Here is a 4,103-nt window from a genome sequence, read left to right on the forward strand (position 1 = left end):
CGAATCCCTCTTGAGCAGTTTGTTAGTCGCGAGGCACCGAGCGACAATTTTAAGCCAAACTAAACTTTGCGAACAACAAACTTTATGTGCTTTGATGCATTTAAGTCAGGCGTAGTCTCAAAGCGGCTATTCAATGAAACCACTTGGAACAAACAACGCCGCAGAAAACGGACTGACAACACCAAAAAGCGCTTTTGGAAGACCAATCTCACAGTGCGAACTTTCAACAAAGTCACTGAAACCACGTGGAATTTACAACACCAGAGAAAACGTCACTTCAGCGAGTAAATTGGCTTTTGTACCAACAAACTCACCCAGCAGAGTTGCAACCAAAAACAGACTCTCGATTACCCTGCACTGTCAGCACCAAAGAACAAAACAACCGCTAGGACAGTTACAAAGCTTTGGACTTGAAACAGTTGAAACTGAGTTTTGACCATCGACGACGCACCTGCGTATCAAACGATCATCCTCGGAATTCTAAGCTTAGAAACATGATTTTGATTGCTAGCTTTTTCTGGCGACTAACGCTCTGTTAAGGTGTGAGCAACGCAATACCGAAGCTGCCGCATACCACCTTAAACACTAAAACCAACGCATAGTAAAAATGCCACGCGTTGCGAATCACTCTTAAACAGTTTGTTATGTGCGTTCTTGAAGTAGTAATACATCCCTAACTTTCTGAGAATCTTCTGCTTTCCATCGTGAAATCGTTTTCCCCCTTGAAGACGTTTCAACAACTACTTCCAAAGAATAATCTGATCGGTACTTTCGTTGGCTAAAGACTTGATGGAGGAAAGAAGCGAATTCTTCAGCTAACTCTAGCGATTCAAGATAAATACTTTTTCCTCGTAATCGCCCTGCTGGAGAAACACTGAGTGTAATCATTGAATTTTCATCATGCTCCCAATGATATGAGCGCAGATTTTTCGGCAAAAACTCATTTTTCACTCGCACATTGATAGTCGCATATTCAATAAAACTTCTATTTGGAAAATCGCCTAATTGTCTAAGCATCTGATTTTTATCCCTAAGCACATAACGCCCAATTAAGGGGTGAGCAACGCTTTACCCCAAACCTAAAGCATTGTGCCATAAACACTAAAACTGAAGTAGAAGCAAAAGTGCCAAGCGTTGGGAATCCCTCTTAAATTGTTTGTTAGGCGATTTTTCACGCTGATGTTTAAACTGGCTTAAAACAGATCACCTGAAACCCAAAAAACGACCAAACCCCCACTGATTTTTTGTGATTCAAGAACCACGAAAGTTACTATGTTACAGCCTCACTTTTGACGAGCACGAAATACTAACCTTCAACAACAAAGCTACTTTTAAACCCGAAAACCTCAAAGCTGGAAACCAACAGCGAAAAAGAAAGCTTCAATTAACTTGCCCTTTCCACACTTTAAGCCAGAGCACTTCACCGCCAACCAACACAGGAAACCAATGAGGCAACCCACGAACTTTGACATGTTTTACGGTTTGAGGGATTCAAGAATTTGAGCCGACAATGCAAAATTGCCGACTTCGAAAAACGAACAGCCAGAGGAAACAAGAAGAAGAGAACAAAGAACTTTTCTGCCCGTCGCCTAACGCCCTGTTAAGGTGTGAGCAACGCAATACCGATGCCGCCGCACACCACCTTAATCACTTAAACCAACGCATAGTAAAAATGCCACGCGTTGCGAATCACTCTTAAACAGTTTGTTATATTTTTCCTGACAAGTATGACAAGGTTTCTACAAGTTAAACAAACAGTGCACCTGCAATAAGCACCTAAGACTTACTGCTTGTGCTTTTACAAATAGCCAAACTCTTGCAGCAATATTCCTAAGCCTAGAAAAGTTAACAGACCGATAGTAAACCACCGCTCTTTTTTAACTCTTCTATTTTCTAACTCTGCAACTTCTACTGCCTTATTTTCTTCATTTTCCATTGCTTCATTTGCTTGCTCTCTCAAAAATGTCATATGCGAATTAATTTCTTTTAATTCATCTCTGATTTCAGTGAGAACCTTCATTGACTCTTTATCATCCATAATATTCCTCGGAAATATAACGCCCTGTTAAGGGGTGAGCAACGCAATACCGAAGCCGCTGCATACCACCTTAATCACTTAAACCAACGCACAGTAAAAATGCCACGCGTTGCGAATCCCTCTTGAACAGTTTGTTAAGCCTCAATTCCCATCAGTCTTTGTATTAGTGCCATCGTAGACTGCCTATAAAAATCAGACACAGACTCGATAATTTTCATTTCGTCTAAGGAAATTTCTAAATCGTTTACTGATTTGGGGTGTGTAAGTCGATTCCTTATACGGACAGCCTCTTTAAAAGTACACCACTCATTACCACTGGTGTTTAAGGGATTATCAATACCTCTAGCTTTCGATGGAACTGAAAAAGAGAGCTTTACACTATCAAGAATCGAAGATTTAAGCGGAACTTTTTTTCCATCCTCATCAAACTTATAACCTAGAAGTTTGTTTATTTGCTCATTAGTTAAAGAGAAACTACCTACTTGATGAAAATCTAGCCAAAGCTGATTTAATCGATAGGTGTTGCCATCGATGAAAGAGAAAACTGTTTTAACATAAGCTCTTCTAGAGTATGGCGTGCACTCTTTACCCCAAATTTCAGCTGCTTCACGACAGTCAGTGACTAGAACATCGAAAAAGTCAGCATAATATTTAATATCCACGCATTCCTCATTTTCAAAATTGATGCTTAACGCCCTGCTAAGGGGTGAGCAACGCAATACCGAAGCCGCTGCATACCACCTTAATCACTAAAATCAACGCATAGTAAAAATGCCACGTGTTGCGAATCCCTCTTGAGCAGTTTGTTAGTCGCGAGGCACCGAGCGACAATTTTAAGCCGAACTAAACTTTGCGAACAACAAACTTTATGAACTTTGATGTACTTAAGTCAGGCGTAGTCTCAAAGCGGCTACTCAATGAAACCACTTGGAACAAACAACGCCGCAGAAAACGGGCTGACAACACCAAAAAGCGCTTTTGGAAAGCCAATCTCACAGTGCGGGCTTTCAACAAAGTCACTGAAACCACATGGAACTTACAACACCAGAGAAAACGTCATTTCAGCGAATAAATCTGCTTTTGTGCCCAACAAACTCACCGAGCGGAGTTGCAACCAAAAACAGACTCTCGATTGCCCTGCTATGTCAGCATCAGAGAACGAAACAACTGCTTGGAAAATAGCAACGCATTGATTTAGGACCGATGAAACTGAGCTTTGACCGTCGAAAATCGAACAATGAACCAAGCAATCAGTAGCCAAGTTTTGAGCTTAGAAACATGATTTTGACTACAAGCTTTTTCTGGCGACTAACGCCCTGCTAAGGGGTGAGCAACGCAATACCGAAGCCGCCGCACACCACCTTAATCACTAAAATCAACGCATAGTGAAAATGCCACGCGTTGCGAATCCCTCTTGAGCAGTTTGTTAGCTGCGTTCTCGATTAGAAGTACTGACTTACAAAATTTAAGTAACCTTGACGACCAAGTTGCTTTGTCCATTTAGAGATTGATTTTACAATTACCTTTAAACACTCCAATAGATCATCGTTACTTAGCTCTGAATTGAGAGACAAAATTTCATTGATTGCCGCGTCCAACGCCGAGAAAACACGCAAATCTAAACCATCTAAATTCAGTTGCTGTGCCGGCTTACCTTTTACCTTTGATTTAAAAATATTCACCATAGACTCTACTGCTCTAGCGACTTGTGAGTCTAGCAAGTTTGGTTCTGCACGGAATACACCTACAATTGATGATTCCAATGCTTTTAACTCGTTTTCAAATTTTTCTTGAACTTTCATAAATACATTCTCTGTTCTTATCATTACCTTGAGCAGCTAACGCCCTGCTAAGGGGTGAGCAACGCAATACCGAAGCCGCCGCAAACCACCTTAATCACTAAATTCAACGCATAGTAAAAATGCCACGCGTTGCGAATCCCTCTTGAGCAGTTTGTTAGTCGCGAGGCACCGAGCGACAATTTTAAGCCAAACTAAACTTTGCGAACAACAAACTTTATGTGCTTTGATGCATTTAAGTCAGGCGTAGTCTCAAAGCGGCTATT

General features: G+C 41.1%; 5 protein-coding genes and 1 pseudogene. 2 read left to right on the forward strand and 4 right to left on the reverse strand.

Translation table 11 applies throughout. The features are described 5' to 3' along the window. The first annotated feature begins 133 nt into the window (after positions 1 to 133). Positions 134 to 436, forward strand: a complete 303-nt coding sequence (locus tag QTO06_RS25050) for a hypothetical protein (protein WP_331410297.1) — start codon at positions 134 to 136, stop codon at positions 434 to 436. 206 nt (positions 437 to 642) lie between these two features. Here QTO06_RS25050 and QTO06_RS25055 read toward each other — a convergent pair whose 3' ends face one another. From QTO06_RS25055 to QTO06_RS25065, 3 genes are all read right to left on the reverse strand, one after another. After that, entirely contained in the window at positions 643 to 1,017 is a 375-nt protein-coding gene (locus QTO06_RS25055) for a hypothetical protein (protein WP_331410298.1), read from the reverse strand. A 781-nt stretch (positions 1,018 to 1,798) separates the two neighbouring features. Beyond that, entirely contained in the window at positions 1,799 to 2,038 is a 240-nt protein-coding gene (locus QTO06_RS25060) for a hypothetical protein (protein WP_009696107.1), read from the reverse strand. A gap of 134 nt (positions 2,039 to 2,172) precedes the next feature. Further along, positions 2,173 to 2,700, reverse strand: coding sequence for a hypothetical protein (locus tag QTO06_RS25065; RefSeq protein WP_331410301.1), 528 nt, complete (start codon positions 2,698 to 2,700; stop codon positions 2,173 to 2,175). Positions 2,701 to 2,955: 255 nt separating this feature from the next. On the opposite strand from QTO06_RS25065, the pseudogene QTO06_RS25070 reads away from it, so the two are divergent. Further along, positions 2,956 to 3,220: pseudogene (locus tag QTO06_RS25070) on the forward strand (hypothetical protein). A gap of 260 nt (positions 3,221 to 3,480) precedes the next feature. On the opposite strand, the gene QTO06_RS25075 reads toward QTO06_RS25070, so the two are convergent. Beyond that, positions 3,481 to 3,840: a hypothetical protein gene (locus QTO06_RS25075; RefSeq protein WP_238792637.1), complete on the reverse strand. Its 360-nt coding sequence runs from the start codon at positions 3,838 to 3,840 to the stop codon at positions 3,481 to 3,483. Between the last annotated feature and the right edge of the window lie 263 nt (positions 3,841 to 4,103).

Origin of the sequence: Vibrio sp. M260121 (genome assembly GCF_036533715.1) — a bacterium.
In the GTDB taxonomy this organism is placed as follows: domain Bacteria; phylum Pseudomonadota; class Gammaproteobacteria; order Enterobacterales; family Vibrionaceae; genus Vibrio.